The following is a 20310-nucleotide window of genomic DNA, read 5'->3' as shown; positions in this document are numbered from 1 at the left end:
GTCCTCCCAACTAAGCGAGCGCCAGCAAATGATGCAATTCCTCATTTGAAAGCTCCGCCATCCATTGATCACTTCGAATAATCTCTTCGTTTAATGCTTGTTTTTTCTCCAGCATCAAATCAATTCGCTCTTCCAATGTCCCCGTAGTAATAAATTTATGCACGTGAACAAAGCGATTTTGTCCAATCCGATAAGCCCTATCAGTTGCTTGATTTTCAACAGCAGGATTCCACCAACGGTCGTAATGGATGACATGATTTGCAGCCGTCAAATTAAGTCCAGTTCCACCAGCTTTTAACGAAAGAAGGAAGAATGGAAAATCTCCTGCTTGGAAGCTGCTGACATAATGATCTCTTTGGGCCTTTGGCATACTTCCATTTAAGAACGGTACTGAAATTTCATAACGTGCCTCTAATATCTTACGAATCATTTCACCCATCCCGATGTATTGTGTGAAAATAATACAAGCTTCTCCAGTTGCCATGATAGAATCAGCTAATTCCACTAGCGCACCAAGTTTATTAGAGCGATTCACGATATTTTCTGGGACTTCCTCCTTCAAATATAGAGCAGGATGATTGCACAACTGTTTCAACTTGCTCAACATTTGTAAAATCATACCTTTTCTTTCGAATACCGATAAAGTCTCTATCTTACCAAACGTTTCTTGAACAAGATCTTCATAAAGTGCCGCCTGCTCAGCTGTCAATGCACAATATTCCTTTTGCTCCAGTTTATCAGGTAAATTCAATTCTACTTCAGGATCTTTTTTCGTTCTTCTTAGTAAAAATGGTCTGATTAACTTTTGCAGCTCATGAATTTTTGCTTCCGAATTATCTCGCTCAATCGGTAAAATATAATTCTTTTGAAATTGGCCGAACGTCCCTAAATAACCATGGTTGATAAAATCAAAAATCGACCACAACTCAGATAAGCGATTTTCCATCGGCGTTCCTGTTAAGGCGACATGATGAGTCCCTTTAAACTTCCGAATGGCCCTCGACTGTTTCGTTTCGGCATTTTTTATATTTTGTGCTTCATCGAGTGCAATCGTGCTCCAGTTTACTGATAAGAATTCCTCCGAATCAAGATGGGATAGGCCGTAGCTCGTAAGCACAATATCCGCTGTTTTCGTCATGCCGATAAAAGCTTCTTCCTTTGCTCTGTTGGAACCGTAATGTAAAACGACATTCAAACTTGGAGCAAAACGCTCTAATTCCCGTTGCCAATTTCCAAGAACGGAGGTTGGACAGATGATCAAAGCAGGGGTGTCGTTTAATCCAGTTTCTTTGACATGAAGCAAGTAACTTATAAGCTGAATGGTCTTCCCGAGTCCCATATCATCAGCAAGGCAGGCACCGAATCCAAATTGCCTTAGGAACACGAGCCAGTTTAACCCAAGCTGTTGATACGGCCTGAGTTCCCCTGATAATGTTGTCGGTACTTTTATTTCAGGAATTTCAGAAATGGTATTTAGTTGTCTCAGCATCTTTTTTAACGACTGATTAAGTTCGATTTTGATTTTGGCAAAAGCACGCGGATCATATTCATCAAGATCGATGGTTTCATATTCTTCATCGCCCAATGTAAAAATATCCTGAACTCGTAATCCTTCTTTTCGTGCTTGAGCCATTAATGCTTGGATGTGGGCAATCATTTTCGGATCAAGCTTTACCCATTGACCTCGAATTTTTACAAGCCTTCTCTGTTCCTGAACGAGAGAGTGAAACTCTTCTTCAGAAAGGTCGGCACCATTCATCGAAAGTCGCCAATCAAAATTCAACATCGAATCAAGACCTACAAAGGATGGACGGTAATTCGTTCCGGTTTGTTTTACTCTTGCTCGAACCGTCATATTGGCAGCACGCATCGCTTCCCACCAGGAAGGAAGGAGGATTTCAACACCAAGCGCAAGGAATTTTTCACTTGCATCCGTAAGGAAATTCCACGCTAATGGTTCATCAAGTTCCCGTACGAGACCATCTTCACCTTTAAGCCACGGAAATAATTTTACCCAACGATCCTCTTCCTCATAAACAGAATCCAAAAATGAAAACCAACGTTTTGGAAAACGTTTATGTTCAGAGAGTGGAATGATTCGTTCCGGATTTTTTACATCACGCAGCACCGTTTCCAAAATCCACGGGTCTTGATCATCGTCAGGCTCAGATAGACGGATGCCAAGTACAAACGGCAAAGCATCTTCAGTTGTACTGATCCATTCTTGAAAGCGGTCTTCATCAAAATAAGCTTCGAGTTCCTCAGCCGATAGAGGGCTGTTTTTAAGCTGCTCTATTTTTTTCGAAACAGCTTCCCCTTCATGACCTTGTTCTAAGTAGATGGATAGAGCACGATGAAAAAAACGGGAGACGAACTGTTCCATCGATTCCTCGTAAAAAGGCTGCTTCCAGAAATCAGCCGAAAACTCATCCCAGATCATTTCAGGAACCTTCCATGTAAAAATCGAATCATCATCATTCGTAAACTGAGGATGCCATTTTCCTGATTGAATCGCTTCGAAAATGACGGATGAAACGGCGAGCAAGGCATCTCCCGGTTCGTTCCAATCCCAAGAAATGAGCGAACTGAACCGTTCTTTTCCAAGCAGCGTCAATAACTCGTAGCTATCAATTTCAACCCCGACATGGTGATCTCGTTCTCTCGTTTCGATAAAAGAACCATAAAAGCTTTCCTCATGCCAAAGAAAGAGCTGTTGCTTCCAAGCAGTAGGGTCAACCTCATTTGTAGCGTATATGAAAAATGAACCTGTATCCAAAGGGATAATATGAAGTTGGATTGTCTCAAGATTCATCATAATTTAAGTCCTTTCAACTATTTGGAATTCTCATTTATGAGTTTTCCTCTCTCGCATTCTTCCTGAAATGCACGCAAACGTTTTGTTTTATCGAGCAATGTTGAAAAATAAAGTTCCCATTGCATTAGTTTCTTTTCTTTTTTATAAAGCTTTTGTAGCCTTTTTAAATAACGGACAGCTCGTTTATACGAATCACGGCCACGGTTATTGATGAGTGCGGTAATCGACTCGTGGTATAGAGGCTTGAGTGCAGAAGGGTCATGCTTTGCGACAATCTCTATTGTGTGCCGATCAATAAAATCAATACCATTTTTTGAATAAACTTGAAGCTCCGCCCATTTTTTATAATCTTGTTTTGCGAGTAAAAATTCATTATATTGAAATCGGCTATAAGGCAGTAATTTCATGTACACCTTTTCTAAAAGGGATGAATCAAGATTCAAAGCGGCATTGCTATCTAAAATTTGAAAAAACGCCCTTGTAAACTGTGCTTGTTCATAGCTGTGGGTCAAGGAGGAAATAAATGTTGTAATCTGATCAATGAAAACAGGCAAATAAAGATTGAGCCGCGTTTTGGGTCTTTCTTTTTGCAGTAATTTCATCCATCGTAAAGCATAAGGAGCAATCTGTTGTCCAAGCTCTTTCATTTGTCTTATCGCCGCATCGTCTTCTCCTAATAGGATGGCGATATGGATAAAAGCAATGTCGATTCGCTCGTCATGCTCTTTCTCCATTTTTTCATTAAGATGCTTCCATTCCTGCATTAATTCTTTTTTCTTTTTAAATAACTCAGACCAGAGCTTCATGTAAATATCAGTAAATTCAGTCGGAAAAACCGTTTCATCTTCCAAGAAACTCTGGCTATTTTCACGTAAATAATGAAAATACTCATCAAATGCAAATGGAGAAGCCGTCGTTGCTAGTTTGGACAAAGCCTCATCTGCTTCTTCAAGCATTTGTTCTGTGAAAGACCGTAAATGGGATCTTTTTTTCGGTTCCGAGGCAAGCGAATTAATGACTTTTAACGACTCGCATGCCGCAAACAACTGAAATAAAGGCTTCCATTCTCGTTCTACAGGCGCAAATCCAAGTAGACGTTTATAAGAAACTCTTGCCCATTCTTCAAGCTGATAAAAATTTTTAACAGATGTGTTTTGATAGGCATTACGTATTCGTTCAATCCATTGATCCGGCCCTTTTTCTAGTTGTGGAGGCATGTTTTTCAACAAATCAGAACCACGTTGCAAAGTAGAAAGCACGTCGGCGATTTGGTAGTGGCTTTTCCATTCCTGCAGCCATAAGAAGACACTTTGCGTCCTGCTCAAAACAGTGAAAAACAAGGCGACTTGATGCCGGCAAATTCCCTCTTCAGGACATGTGCAAGTACTATTGGACGGGTGGCTAAAAACCATTTCCACATTCACGGGCGTGACATCCTGAACTTTCGCCTCCACTTTTTCGTTGGAAAATTTCACACCATAAACAAGCTGCTGACGAAAAAGGATCATCCCTTTTTGAATGAGCTTTTCATGCACCTCGCTCCTAGGATCAAGCAAGCTCTTAAGTTCTTGGCTATAAGATTGTATATGTTGAAGTAATTGTTGATTATACATAATAATAAACCTCCAAAACCTTATTATATCGCTATTTCCATCAATTTGTCACTATGACGGGTTGATTTTGGAGAGAGGAGGTTTGGACAAATAAAAAAACCGTCAAGAAGACGGTTTTTATACCAAAATATGAAAATATTAATAAAATCTCTTAAAGCCGTTGAATTTACTTTTATTATATGGTGTGTTTAAGCTGGAAATTTCAACCCCACCATCATTTGCATGAATGAACTCATCGTTGCCAAGATAAATTCCCATATGGGAGATTCCAGCACGATACGTATTTTCAAAGAATACGAGATCTCCAGGCTCGGGTTTATTTACATAATAAGAACGGTCATAATATCCGTCCGTACCGTAGCGTGCAATCTTTTTTCCTGCTTGATTGAACACATAGTAGACAAACCCACTGCAATCAAATCCAGCAAGTGTCGTACCACCCCAAGCGTACTTTGTACCAATAGAGCTTTTAGCAATTTTAATAATGGCTGAAACATCGTCAGTTACTTTAGGAGCTTCGACTTTTTCTGCCGGTTTAGATTCAGTCGTAGCCTTTGCATTTACCTTTAATACTTGTCCAACACGAATCATATCGGAAGTAAGACCATTCAATGATTTAAGTTCGTTGACTGTTGTGCCATATTTAAGGGCAATTTTACTAAGTGAATCTCCAGAAACAACTTTGTATGTATCAGTAGTTGGAACGGAGTTATTGTTTTTTACCGTTTCCGTTTTCGGAGCAGGATCCGCAGACACAGTTGACTTACTGTTGGAGATCTTCAACACTTGTCCTGGGTGAATCAAGTCGTTTTTAAGATTATTCCATTCGTATAATTGAGCGACCGAAACTTTATAGTTAGAAGCAATTTTACTTAAAGTATCTCCGGATTTAATTGTATACGTTGCAGCTTGAGGAGCAGGAGCAGGTTTAGATGCAGGTTTTGGTTGAGCAGCTGGTTTCGCTTGCTCTTTTTTAACATCTTCTGAAGAAACCTGTAAAATTTGTTTTGGATATATTAATTCACTTTTCAATTGATTCAATTCTTTTAATTGATTGACCGTTGTATTATAACTCGAGGCAATTTTCCAAAGAGAGTCTCCACTTTTAACTTCATAAGTTGCCGCAGAAGCAGTTCCAGTGAAAGAGGCAGCCAAAAAGACAGCAGTTGCAGTTGTCACTACTTTTTTATGCATTGAATTAAAATCCCCCTAGATCCCTTTTTATTTAGGTAATTTTACCATAATTTTGCACTTTAATTGTAAGATATTACAAATTGTAACATGATTTTAATGTTTATGTCATAAATTTACATTTTATAGGAAGAACGGATTATATCAATGTCTAATAGTGAAGGAAAATTACAATTATGTGACAATGGCGCAATCATAATGTTACGTAAATGTAAAATAAACTAACAATATTTTGTGCTATGATTTTCTTAGAAAAGTTACCAATAATAACTAAATTTAGTGAGATTTACAAAATATAGACTATTTTAACGGGGGAAAACTATTAAAATGACAGTAGTAAAAAAGTCTTTGTTGTCGTTGCTTGCTTTAGTCATGTTCGCTGTGATCGCGTTTCAACCCGAGGCTGCCAGTGCAGCAGTAAAAAAGCCATCAGCTAGTGCGATCGTCAACCAAGGAAAGAAATATATAGGAGTAAAATACGTGTATGGAGGATCTACTCCGAAAGGATTTGACTGCTCCGGATTTACGTCCTATACATTTAAGCAACAAGGGATGACATTACCGCGCTCTGCAGCGGAGCAATACAAAAAAGGAACAGCAGTGAGTAAAAATAATCTCAAACCAGGGGACTTAGTATTTTTCAAAACTTCAAATAAGGCTGTCTCACACGTAGGAATTTATATAGGAGACAACAAATTCATCCATTCCGCCGGCAAAGGTGTTGCCATCACGAATATAAATGATCCATACTATTGGAAATCCCGCTTCGTTGGAGCGAAAAGAGTCCTATAATGATAATCTGCTAGGTACAATACCTAGCGGATTTTTTGTTTTTTGTGAAAGAGTCGAATATAGTCTAAAAGACGATGATCATTGACTTTGTGACAACACTGAAATAATAATGTTACGCAAGTGTAAATTATTTTAATCTTTTCATGTGCTATCATTTTTTTACAAACATACTAGGAAAAAACATAAGTGGAGGGACTAAAAAATAAACGGGGGAAAACGAGTACATGTCAACTTTCAAAAAATCGTTGTTGTCGTTACTTGCCGTAGTCATGTTCACTATGTTCGTTATCCAACCAGATGCTGCTAGTGCAGCTACAAAAATATCTTCCGCTAGTGCTATTATAAGTAAAGGGAAGGAATACATAGGAATAAGATATGTATATGGGGGATCAACCCCTAAAGGATTCGACTGCTCCGGATTTACATCATATACATTTAAACAACAAGACATTCCTTTACCGCGTACTGCAGCGGAACAATACAAAAAAGGAATAGCTGTGGAAAAAAATGACCTCCGACCAGGCGACTTAGTATTTTTCAAAACTACGAATAAGCCCATTTCACATGTAGGAATTTATATCGGAGGCAACAAATTCATTCATTCCGCGGGCAAAGGCGTTGCTATCACAGATATTAATGATCCGTATTACTGGAAATCCCGCTACGTAGGTGCAAGAAGAATTATACAGCCCTTATCTGCTAGGTTACTTGCCTAGCGGATTTTTTGTTTTTATTGATAAAAAGGGAGATGCGGTTTAACGTGCCTCTTATCACGAAAAAACCGTCTGTGGGTTACAATGAAGCACTCAACGTGCCCTCCACGCGAAGAATCCGTCTTAGAAGTCACGATGATACGTTTAAATGTCCATTCAAATGAATTTTCTTGAATTGTTTGGATTGAACTTTTCAAAGTGCTTAGGTCCTACGAAAAGCAAAGTTGTTGTCCGTTTGATATGATTAAAGAGCTTGTATCCAAGTGAAAACCGCGTTGGATGTCCGTTTAAAGCGTTCAAAGAGCCCTTAACCAAGCGAAAACTATGAAAGCTGTCCTTTTGAACGTTCCAAAGAGCCCGTACCCATTCAAAAAACGCATAGTCTGTCCGTTTGTAGCATTCAAAGAATCCAATCCATACAGTGTAAGTGCTAATATCCCCATCCATCCCCCTTCCAATTGTCATTACCACTTAGGAGACTTATAATAGAGCTAGCTGATGAAAGCGAATGTCTTATATGAGAGGTGAATATTTTGGAAACGCAAGTCATAACAAATGTCACAATCTATCCTGGAGGAATGGAACGTCCTATTCAAAACGGGTACATACGGTTTGCCGAGAAAATAATTCAAGTAGGTGAGATGGATTCTTATCAAAAGCAACTAGGGGAAATTGTAACTGACGCTGAAGGAAAAATCATTATTCCTGGAATGATAGACATCCATGTTCACGGTGGCTATGGTGTAGATGCGATGGATGCAGACCCTGAAAAGATGCTATACCTAAGTGAAAAAATGCTGTCTGAAGGGGTAACGTCATTTTTTGCGACAACGATTACGCAAGATCATGATAAAATTTCGGATGCATTAAAAGCAGTAAAGATTGCGATGGATCAAGGTGCGTCGATTGAAGGCGTGCATCTGGAAGGTCCATTTATTAATGTGAAACGTGCGGGTGCACAGCCGCCTGAATACATAACCGATCCAGATATTGAATTATTTTTAAAATGGCATGGGGAAACTGGCGAACAGATTAAGCTTGTCACGTATGCTCCTGAATTACCTGGCGGAGAAGAATTTGAACAAGTGATGGTCGGAAGAGGGATTGTTCCATCTGTCGGACATTCCGATGCTGTAAGAGAAGAACTCCGTAATAGTGCTGCGACACATGCGACGCATTTGTATAATGGGATGCGCGGTCTCCATCATCGAGAAGCTGGTGTTGCGGGCCATGCATTGCTAAAAGATGATATACAAGTTGAAATCATTGCAGATGGAATCCATATTACACCAGATATGATTGACTTGGCATACCGTTTAAAAGGCGCTGAAAAAATATCTTTAATATCTGATGCAATGATGGCAAAAGGAATGGCACCTGGTGAATATGATCTCGGCGGTCAAAAAGTGATCGTTAAAGATGGTGAAGCTCGTCTTGAAAATGGATCACTCGCAGGAAGTGTTCTGCGAATGGACGAAGCGTTTCGAAATATCATGAATTTTACAGGATGTTCGATATCAGAGGCTGTACAAATGACATCCAGCAATCAAGCGCGTGAATTCAATCTCGAGCAAAAAGGATTGTTAATGCCAGAAAATGATGCAGACTTTGTCATTATGGATGAAGATTTGCAAGTAGAGAAAACATACCGACTGGGAGTCGGCTATGAATTAGGAGGATAAGAATGGAGATTATTGTTGTAAAAAACGATCAAGAAGGATCAGAAAAAGCATTTGAGATTATTAAAGCTGGACTTGATAATGGAGAAATCAAAACGCTCGGACTTGCTACAGGTGGAACTCCACTAAAATTATACGCAAAAATGCGCGAAGCAAAATTGGATGTGTCTGACGTTTCAACAGTGAACTTGGATGAATATGTAGGTTTACCTGCAGATAGCCCCCAAAGCTATCACTATTATATGGAGCAAGAACTGTTCAGCACACTCAATTTTAAAGAAACTTTTTTACCAAATGGCATGGCTGAGGATTTAGATGCAGAATGTGATCGCTACGAGCAAATCCTTGCCGATCATCCAGTTGACATCCAAGTTCTCGGAATTGGAACAAACGCACATATCGGTTTCAACGAGCCTGGAACGCCGTTTAGCACAAAAACCCATGTTGTTGAATTAACACAAGAAACAAAAGATGCTAATAAACGTTACTTTGAAAAGGAAGAGGACGTTCCGACACATGCTGTATCTATGGGAATTGCCTCCATCATGGCAGTTAAAAAAGTCGTCTTACTCGCATTTGGCGAATCAAAAGCAGATGCCATCCAACAAATGGTAGAAGGCCCAGTAACAGAGGATTGCCCGGCATCCGTACTACAAAACCATCCAAACGTAACCATCATCGTAGACGAAGCCGCAGCTTCCAAATTAAAATAATTATTAATTGGGGACGGGTCCAAAAGGGACAGGTTCAAAAACCGAGTGTAAAGTCATCATGATTTTGCACTCTTTTTTTGTAGGAAGGGGGAAAATTAATGGAAGTGGAAATTAAGAACGCGGGTGTTGAGGATACAGATATTATCGCTCATTTTTTTACAAAAGTAGGGGGAGAGGAAGTAGAGGTTAATGAGACATTTTTCGATAATGAGGGGAATATTCTACTTATTGCTTATTTGGAAGGTATAGCATGTGGAATAGTGTATGGATATATTTTGTCTTCCATATCAAGCGAAAAACGAATGCTGTTCTTATATTCCATAGATGTATTGCCAGAATATCAGAATAGGAGAATTGGTTCAGCGTTAATTGAACGTCTAAAAGATATTGCCGCACACAAGAATTGCTTCGAAATGTTTGTATTAACAAACGACTCCAACACTTCGGCCAAAAAACTATATGAACGAACGGGTGGTATTAGAGAAAATGTAGATGATCTTCTATATGTATTTCCGATAAATCAAACCCCTTGAAATAAGAGGAAGAGCGCCCGGATAAGCGCTCTTCTGTGTTAGGCAAGAGAATGGACCCCTTATAGGGAGTGTTAAATGCTCTAACGTACTAGTTGCAACTTTCTTTGCTTTTTTACAAAGGCTAATTTCAATCAATACTACTTTAACCATCAAAATGCTACAAAATTTGGAAAAGAGCCTTAGTAAACAAACGCTGTACCGACGATAATCAAAAGGATGAAGAGTACAACGATTAAAGCAAAGTTAAATCCCATTCCGCCACCATAGCCGCCGCCGTAGCCGCCATAGCCGCGTCCGCCACAACATCCGCCGTAGAATCCCATAACACCACCACCTTTCGAATGGTTAATACATTTTATGTAGGTTGTGAAGAAACGAACTAGGGATAAGCGGACAAATCGTGAAATGGTTGTTTTCATTAGAGGTAGGGAACAAAGCTTGGTTGAACTGAGGAAAATACGTTAATAGTCAATTTTCCAATCCATACCACAAGAAAGATCCAAATAAAAATAAAAAAAATGCCTACGAGCCAATTCTTTCTTTTACCTTCCTTTTTCAACTCTTCCGCTTTTTGCCGATTTTCCTCCTTAACTTGAGATGGGATCAGTTTTAAAGCTAGCGTTATACCCAATGGAAGTAGTATTAAATCATCAAGATATCCTAACACCGGGATAAAATCGGGGATCAAATCCGGGCTAAAAGCATAGGCAACAACGCAGATGGCAACAGCTTTGGCATACCATGGGGTTCTATCGTCTTTGTACGATAAATAAAGGACGAATAATTCTTGTTTTAATTTTCTCGCATAGGTTTTTAAACGATCGATAACCCTTTTCATAATTAGTAAATCCCTTCAAATTAAATGATTGCTATTAAATCCAATATACCAATAGTAGTCATCATATGTCTGGTTTAAATCCTCCTTCTAACAGGTATAGGAAAAGGGATTAAGAAAAGGAGGTTTTTTACAGATGCCATTTGATTCAAGCTACAATTGGGCCTCTATCTATGTTTCGAAACTACCGAATTTATTGTGGGCTCTAATTGTATTGCTAATCGGCTGGATTATTGCTAAAGCAATTGGAAAAGCAGTAGAAAAAGGGTTGAAAAAAACAAACTGGGAAGAAAGACTTTTCGTAAGTCAACATCCAGACGGCACAGCAAAACCAGCAAGGCGCGTAAATACAAATGAACTAATTGGAAAAATTGTCTATTACATCTTACTTGTGCTCGTCTTTATCTTATTTTTCCACTTGTTGAATCTTGGAGCGATCACCTCGCCATTCCTCGGAATGTTTGCAACGATGCTCGCCTTCGTTCCTGCTATTTTAAAAGCAGCGCTCATTCTGCTAATGGCTTATGTCATCGCCACCCTTTTAAAAGTGCTTATTATAAAAGGTGGAGAAAAAGCCAATGTAACGTCATTGATGCAAAAAATGAATGTGGCTGAGTCAGGTACTGATAGTAGAAAGTTCCTTTACACAGCAGGAAAAATTGTTTTTTACCTCGTCATGCTCCTCTTTATTCCTGGAGTGTTGGCAGCACTGAACATTCACGGTGTGTCGGGACCGTTCGGAGGAATGCTTGAAAATATTCTTGGATTCATTCCAAAGCTGCTCGCAGCTGCCTTAATTCTTCTAATAGGCTGGTTCGTAGCAAAAATCATTCGCGACCTCGTGACAGGCTTGCTAAAAACAGTTGGAACCGAAAAACTAGCATCCCGTCTTGGGTTACAAAAATTACTAGGAACTACATCACTTTCATCTATTATTGGAACAATCGTATTCGTTTTAATTATGATTCCAATCGTGATTTCAGCACTGGATCAACTCGATATCCGTGCTATCACGGATCCTGCAGTTGCCATGTTGAACGATATTATGACGATGATTCCGAACTTGGTCATCGCCGTACTTCTTATTGCTTTGAGTGTCTGGTTAGGGAAATGGGTACGCCATATCGTAGCAGAACTCTTGCAAAGAGTAGGATTTGATTCATTGACGCGCAATCTGGCAGTGGGGAACTGGAAGCCAGGGGCTAACGGGATGCTCATGTCCGAACTTGTTGGTTATATTGCTCAAGTTCTCATCGTATTTCTCATTACGATAGAGGCCTTAAATCTAATTAAACTTGATTTTCTCGTACTCATGTTAACGGCTATCACCGCCTATTTGCCACAAGTGCTGGCAGCCGTCATCATATTGGCGCTAGGACTCATCGTTGCCAATATTGTGGATAAAGTGTTATCGAATATTTTAACAGGTCCAAGCTTTAAATTGATTACAGCAGTAGCGAAATATGCGATTATTGCACTCGCTATATTTATGGCATTAGATCAGCTCGGCGTTGCCGCAACCATCGTCAACTCAGCGTTTATCTTGATTTTAGGTGGACTTGCTCTAGCCTTTGGCTTATCATTCGGCCTTGGAGGAAAAGAATTCGCAAAAAACTACTTGGAAAAATTGGATAAAACGATTGAACAGACCGATGTGGATAAGTCGAAAAAACCTGCTTCAACGAATACAGACCATTCAAATTTCACTGAGCCAAACCCTGGATTTACAGAACCAACGGACATAGAAGATGACAATGATTTTAGAGATGACCGAGGTCCAAGCGATTCATGGCCTCCGAAGCAATAAAAAATAGCCTGCACTTCGGTGTAGGCTATTTTCTATGTAAATGCTAATTTCATAATTCGCTCTCGAATAGTTTTTTCTACTCACCTCTGCAAAATCCCAACAAGAACGTTTTTTAACTTTTTTCTAAAACTATCTTTTTCCCACTGTGCCAAGAGGTGCTTGTCACTTTTAAAGGGAGTGATGAATTTTCCTGCTCGGTCAACTTCTTTTGGGTGCTTTGCATAGATTTCGCCAAGTGCAACTCCGCTCTTCACTTCTTCGCGATTTCCCAGCTGCAAGCCCATATTCATTTTTCTTTTTTCAACCATTCCTTCACGGTTTAAGACCCATAAATAGGAATTCTCTCCCTTAACGAGAACACTCTCAGATCGAACAACAGGTACGTCTAATGCCTCATCCAGTACAATATCTGTCTGAACATGGTAGCCGGCATACAAATGAACGTCTGCCGCGTCGAAAACTGCAGTAAACGGATAGAGACTTGCCCGTTCTAGAGCTGGCTGTTCAGCTGGAAGCTCATCAACAGTCGCTACCTCTCCAATAAGTTTACCTTTAAATAAATGAGAATGTACGTCAACGCGCATGCCTTCCTCGACATCGGCAACTTCCGACTCACTTAAACGCCCTTCCACGAAAAGATTCTCCGACACAATTGTGATCACCGGGTTATTCAGTTCAAACGAGATATCTTCAACGATTCCATCGTACGCACTTAAAACGGTTAAGCCGCTGCGTCCATTTTCCACTGCATCACGCTGTTCCTCGTACATTTCTATTTCCAAATCGACTTTTTTCAAATCTAATTCTTTCTCAGCGATGGATTGCTCTATACTTCGAGTCTCAGCAGCTTGCTCCCTCGATTGTCTTGCTACTTCGGCATTTGCTATAGTCTCAGAGACTGCATCAGAATCGGCATCGCCTCCAAAAACAGGCCTCACATACGATCTATCTCGCGCTAGTGAACTTTTGGTTTTTTTCAAATCACTTACAAAAGATTTAATGCTAGCCTTTTCCGACTTCAAACGAGTGATCTCTGCGTCAAGCAGTGCAATCTGTGCATCTAAATCAAATGTTTCATATTCAAATAAAGGGGTGCCTTTTTCCACTTTGTCCCCTTTTTTCACTAAAAACTCCTTGACGGGTAAATTAGGATCGACGAACACAGGATACCTTTCAGAGGGAGCAACAACTCCTTCTTTCTGAAGTGTTTTTACTAAATCACCAGCAGTCAATTCCTTCCAGTTCGAAATATAATTCAAACGTTCCGCCTTGCTCCCATTTTTCACAAGCAAAACGAGATTGAATGCAAGTACTAAAACAATAATTCCGACTACTACTAACCGTCTCCGATACACCTTCAACGAACATCACCACACTTCACAAAAAAGTATTGAAATTGATCAAAGCTAAAACAGCAGTCAATGCCCAAAAAAGTAGGTTAATAGAAATAACTAATAAAGCACTTTTCAACCGTGATAGCATTATTAAGGTACGAACTCCGCGGTATTGCACGACTACAACCCAAATCTTAAAGATAGATATGGAACCGAGTAAATAAATGAAATAATCAATTTTCGTTATGTATTGAGCGATAACGCCTAAAGAAAGTGGAGAAGAAAACCAAGGCAAGTCAAAAAAAACAGCAAGGATAATATATGTAACTTGTTCTACCAGTAAAATCGGCAAGCAAAAAGCTTGAACCACAATAAATTTCCTATAAAAGGTATCAGAAAACGTCCAATAGAAAAGGGCGATGAAAAAAATGATAGAGCCCGTATACAACAATCCGAGGATAACACGACCGATTATAAAATAACTTTTCAATGTTTCATATTGCAAACTGGAAGACAGTGCAAGTTCAGGGGAAAGAACGTGCGATCCAATTCCAAATGAGCCAGAGATTAAAAAAACAATACTACTAGAAAAAAACAGCCAAAACAAACGAATATTCAATCCATAAATTGCTTCGGCTTTATGTAATTGAAAAAAACTTCTAAGTGGATAAAATAAACCTTTAAAAATAGATGTTTGATAGATCAATAGAAAATCACCTGCTTATCATCTCTCTACTTTTATTTTAACCCATTTTTCTATAAAAAAGCCATATATTGCCACAAATCGTGACAGAAAACAACTTTTGTCACATTTCGTGACTTTTTCGATGACACCTAGCCGCGCTATCCAGATTCGGAGAATCTCTCTAATCTCCTCCAATAGTGACCATTCGCCTATGACTTTTAGGACTGTTCTCTCATTCTTCGCCACATTACTATTAAAATATCAGAATATTTCGCTTCCATAAGTATTTTGGTAGAACTTATCTAGAATGGGGGAAAATTATGTTCAAACGAAGCGCCATTCTTCTGTTTATCTTTCTTTTGATTTTCGGAAATCTATCATTCGCACAAGAAGTAAATGTTCCGAAAAAATCTCTGAAGAAGACTCAACCAGTCACAGAAGAACTAAAGCAAACAGTAGACCCTAACGAGGAACAAAGAGTCATCGTTGAGTTGAAAGAGGAAGCCCCAATCGAAATAGCGACGAAAAAGGGCGTCAAATTTGAAAAACTCGACAAAGTGCAAAAAAAGCAGCTTGAAAAGAACGCCAAAGCGCAACAAAAAGCTGTAAAAGAAAAAATGAAAGAAAAGAATGTACAGGCAAAATATTTAAAAGAATTTACAACAGTCGTAAATGGATTTAGTGCTGAAATTAAGCATAAAGACATTGAACTCATTAAAAATATTCCAGATGTAAAATCGGTCCATATCGTAAACGAATACGAGCGGCCAATCGCAACACCTGAAATGAAATATAGTAAGGAATTAGTAGAAGCTCAAAAAGCATGGCGCGACTATGGTTTTAAAGGCGAAGGGATGGTCGTTGGAATCATCGACACAGGAATCGACCCTAGCCATCACGACATGATTTTATCTGATCCTAGCACCGCTAAACTAACCGAACAGAAAGTAAACGAAGTCGTTACTGAAGACGGGTTGCCAGGGAAATTTTACACAGATAAAGTTCCATATGGATATAACTATATGGATGAAAATAACGAAATCCGTGAAATTCATGCAGAAGCGTCTATGCATGGAATGCACGTTGCCGGAACAGTCGGAGCTAACGGAGATGAAGACAATGGCGGCATCCAAGGGATTGCTCCAGAAACACAGCTTCTTGCGTTAAAAGTTTTCGGAAATGACCCGGAAATGCAGTCTACATATGGAGACATTTACATTAAAGCGATCGACGATGCGATTAAGCTTGGAGTCGATGTGTTGAATATGAGCCTCGGTTCGACTGCAGGTTTCGTGGACCCAGAATCTCCCGAACAACAAGCGGTGAAACGCGCAGTTGATAACGGTGTGCTAATGTCCATTTCTGCTGGAAACTCCGCATTGTTTGGTGATGGATACTACTATCCACTCGCTTCAAACCCTGATTACGGAGTAAGCGGAGCGCCAGGAGTATCATATGATTCTTTGCAAGTAGCATCGTTTGAGAACTCGTATATGCAAGTGGATGAACTCCAATATGCGATCGATGGTGCTGAAGGTTCAGCTCCATTCCTATCCGCAAGCAAAACGCATCCGAATGATTTTGTAAAAAATACATTCGAGGTTGTTGCAGCCGGCTTAGGGAAACCTGGAGATTTTGCCGGTAAAAATGTAAAAGGTAAATTTGCGCTTGTTCAACGTGGAGACATCGCGTTTACAGAAAAAGCATTGAACGCACAAGCTGCTGGTGCTGAGGGCGTCATCATTTACAATAACACAGATGGCATTGTCAATATGGCAACAGATGATGCAATCAACATTCCACAATTATTCATGCTAAAAAGCGATGGTGACAAATTAGCCGTTGCATTAAAAAGTGGACAAGCAGTAACAGTTACGTTTAACGGAAAATCAACGAAAATCGATAACCCATCTGCTGGACTGATGAGTGATTTCTCTTCATGGGGGCTGACACCAGACCTTGATTTCAAACCAGAAATTACAGCGCCAGGTGGACAAATTCTTTCTACATTAAATGATAATAAATATGGATTAATGAGCGGTACATCAATGGCTGCTCCACATGTTTCAGGAGGCGGTGCTCTCGTCTTGCAACGTGTGGAAGAAGAATTCGGACTTCAAAATGCGGACCGAATTTTACGAGCTAAAAATATTCTTATGAACACAGCCAAACTAGTTGATTTTGACGATGCGAAAGTGTCACCTCGTCGTCAAGGTGCCGGATTAATGCAGCTTCATGCCGCACTTTCTACACCTGTTATGGTGACAGAAGCAATAACTAAAGAAGCGAAAGTTGCATTAAAACAAGTAACGGAAAATAAGGTTACATTTGCACTTGTAGCGGAAAACTTCTCTGACCAAGATGTTACGTATGAAGTGAAAGCGAATGTCCAAACGGATCAATTCGTTAGAAACGGCTCAGACATTTTAGTCGCCCCGAATTTATTCGGAGCATTGGACCTTGAAGGAATAGCTGAAACGACCGTTAATGGTAAAGAAGTAAGCTCAGTAACGGTTCCTGCGAAAGGAAAAGCAAACATTTCCGTCACGGTTGACGTCAGTGCAGTTAATGCGACATTAAATAACTATTTCACAAACGGATATTGGTTAGAAGGCTTCGTTACATTAACCGATCCAACTGACCAAAATCCAGAATTATCAGTTCCGTACGTAGGTTTTAAAGGCGAATGGGATAAAGCTCCGATTTTTGACAAGCCAATGTGGGATAACGACACATACTATGGTTTTACGGGAGTTGTCACATCGAATGGAAAAAACAACTATGGATTCCTTGGAGAAGATTTGAACACGGGAGATGTAGATCCAAAGAAAATTGCCTTCTCGCCAAATGGAGATGGAACACAGGACGATGCTCTCATCATCTTGTCCTTCCTGCGAAATGCAAAAGAAGTAAAGTTCAACGTGCTTGATGCTAACAAGAAAGTTGTTCGAACAATCACAACTGAATCAGAAGTAAAGAAGAATTATTACGACGGTGGACGAGCACCGATGTATTCTTTATCTTCATTACGTGCATGGGACGGGAAAATTAATGGGGTAACAGCGCCTGAAGGCCAATACTATTTACAAGTAGAAGCCGTAATCGATTTCCCAGGTGCGAAATGGCAATCCATCGAATTACCTGTATTGCTTGATACAACTGCCCCAGAAGTGAATGCTAGCTTCGATGCGGATACGCAAAAAGTAACAGTTGAAGCTGCAGACGAGCTAAATGGCAGCGGACTTGCATACTGGGATGTGCTCGTTGACGGTAAATCTATCCTTGATAAGCCGTACACAAATGGTGAAACAGAGCACCAGTTTACAAAACGCTTAAATCCTGAACAAACACTGACAGTTGTAGCGGTTGACTACGCTGGAAATAAATCTGAGAAAGCAGTAAGTGAAGGAAAAGACGTAACTGTACCAGATCTTCATCTTTTAACTCCTGAATTCCTTGGCGTTGCTTCAAATAGTAACATCGAGTTCTCGGGCTATGTAAAAGATAAGTCAGGCGTTAAAGAAGTAACAGTTGATGGTAAAAAAGCAAAGCTCACATATAATGCGGAAAAAGATCAATACGATTTCTCCATCACAATGAATTACAAAAAAGACGGCTACTACACAGCGAAAATTAAAGCGGTAGACAATGCCGGCAATGAAACAGAAATCGCCCGCCGCTTCTTCGTTGATACAACAAAGCCAAAGTTAAAAGTAAAGGCTAAAAACAGCGTTGAAGAAGATACCATCAAAGTTTCAGCTGAAATCACTGATAATTTCGATGCAATCCGTCTTTACGTCGATGGCAACGAAGTATTCAAAAACGAACTATCCGAGCCATATGGTATGAAAGAATTCAAAAAGACGATTGACGACATCGAACTCCAGTTAAAAGACGGAGACAACACCTTCATTTTCAAAGCAGTTGACCTTGGTGGCAACGTAACGGAAGAAAAGGTAACGATTAAGAAGAAGAGTAAGAAATGATTAAAGAATAACTTCAAAACAATAGAATGTTAAAAGAAACAAAATAGATGCTCTGAAAGTCAAAACAATCTTTCAGAGCATCTTCTTTTTCGGCAATAAGAGTTAATGAACTTTGTATTCAACATTTTGATCGTTGATAAAGTAGAATCCTCCGCCTGCTTGTATTTTATTACCATCAATGTCATACACGCGGAATTGTTGTCCTGCCTTATACTTGGTATACGGTTTGCCATCAACAGTATATAAATAAGTATCTTTTTTTATAGCAACAAAGCCTGTATAAAATTTGGTGTTAGCTTCTTTTTTTACAAAATATCCATTTCCTACATTATAATCCTTTCCTGAAACGGAATAGACCCTCAGCCCTGCTCCTTTTTCAACTAACCGCACTTTTTCTTCTTTGCCGTTATCCAGTCGTTTGTATAAATAGACGTTATTCCCTGAAATCAAAACCCGTCCAATAAGAGGCAAGGCACGGTTGTCATCATTTCGTACATAGCGATTTCCAACATCATAGTATCCATCTTTAACACCATATAATCTTAAAAAACCATCCTTAACCAAGTCCCTATCTTTTACATATCGCCCGTTTTCAAGTTTTAATAACTCCGTCCCGTCCCTACGTATATGTAATCTTCCAATAGGTTCCCTATGGTTTGATGGGAGTATCTTATTCATAATCATTAACGAGTATTCCCTTAAATAACTAGATGCCACATAACCTTTATAATCATTATTTTCAACTTTATAAAAGTTATATAAATTATATATATAATCTGTTTCTTCAATATCCTTGATTTGAAAAGCCATGCCATTTGGTATAGAGTCGATAATTGTACCATTTGGATTAGTTCTAATGTTTACTTCTTGTCCCTCTTTATTATAAATAATAGCTCTCTGCCCCTTATTAAGCGTTAAGGTAGGTGATGGAGTATTGGCATTTGACCAATTATAATGAATACCTGGAGGGAAATATATAATATTAGAGCCAGCTTGATAGTTTAGTTGAATAGTTGGAATTTCCGCTAATGGAAGTAGAGCGAAATCTCGAATAATTTGAAACACTTTTTCTTGATATGCATTCTTTCCATTAATTCCCGGGTCATTGATTTTGGATAAGCCATTATAAGCCATCACCGCAAAGTACCAATGTTCAATTTTATTGCGATCCTTATCATTAATACGTGGCAGATTTGGATTATTCCATTTTTCTAATAAAATCTGTGCCCCTACATCAATGTTATAGGCTGTGTCATTTTTCAGGAGTTCGATGTTTATATTTTTTCTGCGCATTTCCTCTTCAGTCAATGTCACCTGCAGTATGCCGATACCACCATCCTTACTAACCCTAGGAGTGACTCCATCTCCTTCAAATTGGCTCATACTATTTTCAGCGAGAGCAATTGCCTTTAGTATCTCGGGAGGAATTCCGTATTTAATGGCAGCTTCATTTAATAATGCTTTTCTTTCTTTCACGGGAAGTTCTTTAATTTCCTGAGCGGAGGTCATGTGTGCAAAACTACTTAATACTGCTAAAAACAAAATTGTTGCCACTAAACTTAGTAAATTACTTTTTTTCATGATATCTCCTTATAATATATTTTTATATTAGTA

15 protein-coding genes are annotated in these 20310 nt (G+C 39.3%); 7 read left to right on the top strand and 8 right to left on the bottom strand.

Annotation, left to right across the window (positions count from 1 at the left end):
- Window positions 1-10 precede the first annotated feature (10 nt).
- The 3 genes from KHA97_RS12205 to KHA97_RS12195 form a co-directional block, all read right to left on the bottom strand.
- Complete coding sequence (locus KHA97_RS12205) at window positions 11-2812, bottom strand: DEAD/DEAH box helicase (protein WP_213125756.1); 2802 nt, start codon at window positions 2810-2812, stop codon at window positions 11-13.
- A 20-nt stretch (window positions 2813-2832) separates the two neighbouring features.
- Window positions 2833-4428, bottom strand: coding sequence for an SWIM zinc finger family protein (locus KHA97_RS12200; protein WP_213125010.1), 1596 nt, complete (start codon window positions 4426-4428; stop codon window positions 2833-2835).
- 138 nt (window positions 4429-4566) lie between these two features.
- Window positions 4567-5622 carry a C40 family peptidase gene (locus tag KHA97_RS12195; RefSeq protein ID WP_213125009.1) on the bottom strand — a complete coding sequence of 352 codons (1056 nt, stop codon included), beginning with the start codon at window positions 5620-5622 and terminating at the stop codon, window positions 4567-4569.
- 324 nt (window positions 5623-5946) lie between these two features.
- On the opposite strand from KHA97_RS12195, the gene KHA97_RS12190 reads away from it, so the two are divergent.
- From KHA97_RS12190 to KHA97_RS12170, 5 genes are all read left to right on the top strand, one after another.
- On the top strand, window positions 5947-6411 hold the full coding sequence (locus tag KHA97_RS12190; RefSeq protein WP_213125008.1) for a C40 family peptidase: 465 nt from the start codon (window positions 5947-5949) through the stop codon (window positions 6409-6411).
- A 224-nt stretch (window positions 6412-6635) separates the two neighbouring features.
- A complete protein-coding gene (locus tag KHA97_RS12185) occupies window positions 6636-7127 on the top strand; it encodes a C40 family peptidase (protein ID WP_213125007.1) in 492 nt (163 codons plus the stop codon).
- A 530-nt stretch (window positions 7128-7657) separates the two neighbouring features.
- Window positions 7658-8806, top strand: a complete 1149-nt coding sequence (nagA, locus tag KHA97_RS12180) for an N-acetylglucosamine-6-phosphate deacetylase (protein ID WP_213125006.1) — start codon at window positions 7658-7660, stop codon at window positions 8804-8806.
- A 2-nt stretch (window positions 8807-8808) separates the two neighbouring features.
- A complete protein-coding gene (gene nagB, locus KHA97_RS12175) occupies window positions 8809-9516 on the top strand; it encodes a glucosamine-6-phosphate deaminase (RefSeq protein ID WP_213125005.1) in 708 nt (235 codons plus the stop codon).
- 98 nt (window positions 9517-9614) lie between these two features.
- Complete coding sequence (locus KHA97_RS12170) at window positions 9615-10049, top strand: GNAT family N-acetyltransferase (RefSeq protein WP_213125004.1); 435 nt, start codon at window positions 9615-9617, stop codon at window positions 10047-10049.
- Window positions 10050-10228: 179 nt separating this feature from the next.
- Here the strand turns inward: KHA97_RS12170 and KHA97_RS12165 are convergent, their stop codons facing one another.
- Together KHA97_RS12165 and KHA97_RS12160 are read right to left on the bottom strand one after the other, a co-directional pair.
- Window positions 10229-10372: a YjcZ family sporulation protein gene (locus KHA97_RS12165; protein ID WP_213125003.1), complete on the bottom strand. Its 144-nt coding sequence runs from the start codon at window positions 10370-10372 to the stop codon at window positions 10229-10231.
- 95 nt (window positions 10373-10467) lie between these two features.
- Window positions 10468-10887, bottom strand: a complete 420-nt coding sequence (locus tag KHA97_RS12160) for a YkvA family protein (protein ID WP_213125002.1) — start codon at window positions 10885-10887, stop codon at window positions 10468-10470.
- Window positions 10888-11020: 133 nt separating this feature from the next.
- Here KHA97_RS12160 and KHA97_RS12155 point away from each other — a divergent pair, with 133 nt between their 5' ends.
- A complete protein-coding gene (locus KHA97_RS12155; RefSeq protein ID WP_213125001.1) occupies window positions 11021-12691 on the top strand; it encodes a mechanosensitive ion channel in 1671 nt (556 codons plus the stop codon).
- Window positions 12692-12771: 80 nt separating this feature from the next.
- Here KHA97_RS12155 and KHA97_RS12150 read toward each other — a convergent pair whose 3' ends face one another.
- Window positions 12772-14052: an efflux RND transporter periplasmic adaptor subunit gene (locus KHA97_RS12150; protein WP_213125000.1), complete on the bottom strand. Its 1281-nt coding sequence runs from the start codon at window positions 14050-14052 to the stop codon at window positions 12772-12774.
- Between the two features lie 16 nt (window positions 14053-14068).
- A complete protein-coding gene (locus KHA97_RS12145; RefSeq protein WP_213124999.1) occupies window positions 14069-14731 on the bottom strand; it encodes a hypothetical protein in 663 nt (220 codons plus the stop codon).
- Between the two features lie 299 nt (window positions 14732-15030).
- On the opposite strand from KHA97_RS12145, the gene KHA97_RS24445 reads away from it, so the two are divergent.
- Window positions 15031-18696: a S8 family serine peptidase gene (locus KHA97_RS24445; protein ID WP_213124998.1), complete on the top strand. Its 3666-nt coding sequence runs from the start codon at window positions 15031-15033 to the stop codon at window positions 18694-18696.
- 102 nt (window positions 18697-18798) lie between these two features.
- On the opposite strand, the gene KHA97_RS12135 is transcribed toward KHA97_RS24445, so the two are convergent.
- Window positions 18799-20277, bottom strand: a complete 1479-nt coding sequence (locus KHA97_RS12135) for an SH3 domain-containing protein (RefSeq protein ID WP_213124997.1) — start codon at window positions 20275-20277, stop codon at window positions 18799-18801.
- Between the last annotated feature and the right edge of the window lie 33 nt (window positions 20278-20310).

This window comes from Lederbergia citri (assembly GCF_018343625.1).
Lineage (GTDB): Bacteria > Bacillota > Bacilli > Bacillales > Bacillaceae_C > Lederbergia > Lederbergia citri.
This window is presented reverse-complemented; position numbering and strand designations above follow the sequence as displayed.

Bases quoted from the DNA above. Each gene is read 5' to 3' on its own strand.
- KHA97_RS12205 (WP_213125756.1), bottom strand. From the start codon at position 2,812: ATGAATCTTGAGACAATCCAACTTCATATTATCCCTTTGGATACAGGT.
- KHA97_RS12200 (WP_213125010.1), bottom strand. From the start codon at position 4,428: ATGTATAATCAACAATTACTTCAACATATACAATCTTATAGCCAAGAA.
- KHA97_RS12195 (WP_213125009.1), bottom strand. From the start codon at position 5,622: ATGCATAAAAAAGTAGTGACAACTGCAACTGCTGTCTTTTTGGCTGCC.
- KHA97_RS12190 (WP_213125008.1), top strand. From the start codon at position 5,947: ATGACAGTAGTAAAAAAGTCTTTGTTGTCGTTGCTTGCTTTAGTCATG.
- KHA97_RS12185 (WP_213125007.1), top strand. From the start codon at position 6,636: ATGTCAACTTTCAAAAAATCGTTGTTGTCGTTACTTGCCGTAGTCATG.
- nagB (WP_213125005.1), top strand. From the start codon at position 8,809: ATGGAGATTATTGTTGTAAAAAACGATCAAGAAGGATCAGAAAAAGCA.
- KHA97_RS12170 (WP_213125004.1), top strand. From the start codon at position 9,615: ATGGAAGTGGAAATTAAGAACGCGGGTGTTGAGGATACAGATATTATC.
- KHA97_RS12165 (WP_213125003.1), bottom strand. From the start codon at position 10,372: ATGGGATTCTACGGCGGATGTTGTGGCGGACGCGGCTATGGCGGCTAC.
- KHA97_RS12160 (WP_213125002.1), bottom strand. From the start codon at position 10,887: ATGAAAAGGGTTATCGATCGTTTAAAAACCTATGCGAGAAAATTAAAA.
- KHA97_RS12155 (WP_213125001.1), top strand. From the start codon at position 11,021: ATGCCATTTGATTCAAGCTACAATTGGGCCTCTATCTATGTTTCGAAA.
- KHA97_RS24445 (WP_213124998.1), top strand. From the start codon at position 15,031: ATGTTCAAACGAAGCGCCATTCTTCTGTTTATCTTTCTTTTGATTTTC.
- KHA97_RS12135 (WP_213124997.1), bottom strand. From the start codon at position 20,277: ATGAAAAAAAGTAATTTACTAAGTTTAGTGGCAACAATTTTGTTTTTA.